The sequence below is a fragment of the Frankia sp. CeRuru1 genome (assembly GCF_977966315.1).
On sequence record NZ_CDWWEW010000047.1, the window covers coordinates 1 to 1,292 of the forward strand.

Sequence of the window (1,292 nt, forward strand, 5' to 3'; positions counted from 1 at the left end):
CTGCGAACCCGACCCCCGGTGAAATTGTGGGATTGAATGGTTGGGGCGGCCGGCGACAAGCCGATCCCCGATCGCGGTCGCCTTCCGCGAAGAAACCATCCTGAGGCGGGATCACGGCGATCACCTGAGGTCCATGGGCTTCTCGGTCGCCGAGCACATGGACAAGCCGATCCACGGTCGGCTAATGTCCGACAGGCAAGGACGATCACCGGTTGAACGACGGTGGCGGTTACTTCCGACGGTCCGTCCCAGGGGGAAGCGGCGTGCTCGGCGCGGGAGTTTGGCCGAATGGTGGCCAGTTCGAGGCGGCGGTCTCTACTGGCGCGGAGGTATTCACGGATCCACGGCTGCGGACCGCCCGGTTCGAACGGGACGCTTTCGGTGCCCCGGTGCAGGTCACCGGCGAGTCGGCGGTCGTTTTCTTCGGAGCGGCGACGGGCAGTGCCTTCGCGCTGCGCTGTCCGACCCGGCCGCTGACCGGCGGAGCCGAACGCTACGCGGCGGTAACGAATCATCTACGTCGTCATCGGGTGCTGTCGGCCTTCCCGAAAGCCGAGTGGGTCGCGCAGGGAGTGCGGGTCGGCGAGAAATGGTGGCCGGTGGTCGTCATGGACCAGGTCCAGGGCACCACCCTGCGGACCTACGTCCGCCAGCACCTCGCCTCTCCGGAAGCGCTGCATGACCTCGCCGCCGAATGGAAGCTTCTACTCGGTGAGATGAGCAAGGCCGAGATCGCCCATGGCGATCTGCAGCACGGCAACGTGTTCGTCACCGAACAAGGTTCAGTACGCCTCGTGGACCTGGACTCGGTCTGGGTCCCGACGGTCGCGCACCTGCCGCCGGACGAGCATGGACATCGCCATTACCAGCACCCCCGCCGGCAGTCAACGGGCTACTGGGACCGCCGCGTCGACACCTTCCCGGGTCTCGTCATCTACCTCTCGGTGCTGGCAGTCGCCGCCGACCCGGCCCTGTGGGAAGAGTTCCACCGCGACGAGAACCTCATCCTGAGCGCGTCCGACCTCGCCCAGCCCGACCACACGCCGATCTGGTCACGACTCGCCGCAAGCCGGGACGGCGAGGTCCGTCGGCTCGTCCCGCTGCTGCGGCGCTTCTGCCTCGGGCCGCCGGCGGTTGACGTCGATTTGCCGACGCTGCTGCGCGACGCCGACAGCGCCCTGCCGGACGCGCCTGTCAGCGAGGCGGTCGCGCCGTCCCTCGGCGCGGGGAGTTCCTGGTGGGAACCGAGCCAGGCGTCCGTCCCGACGAAGCCGATCGATCCCAGCCAGGGC

The 1,292-nt window shown here is 68.3% G+C and carries 1 protein-coding gene; it reads left to right on the forward strand.

Annotated elements, in window-relative coordinates:
• Positions 1–212 precede the first annotated feature (212 nt).
• The coding region (locus tag AC08OP_RS05770) for a BUD32 family EKC/KEOPS complex subunit (RefSeq protein WP_476613233.1) at positions 213–1,292 on the forward strand (1,080 nt) is incomplete at its 3' end.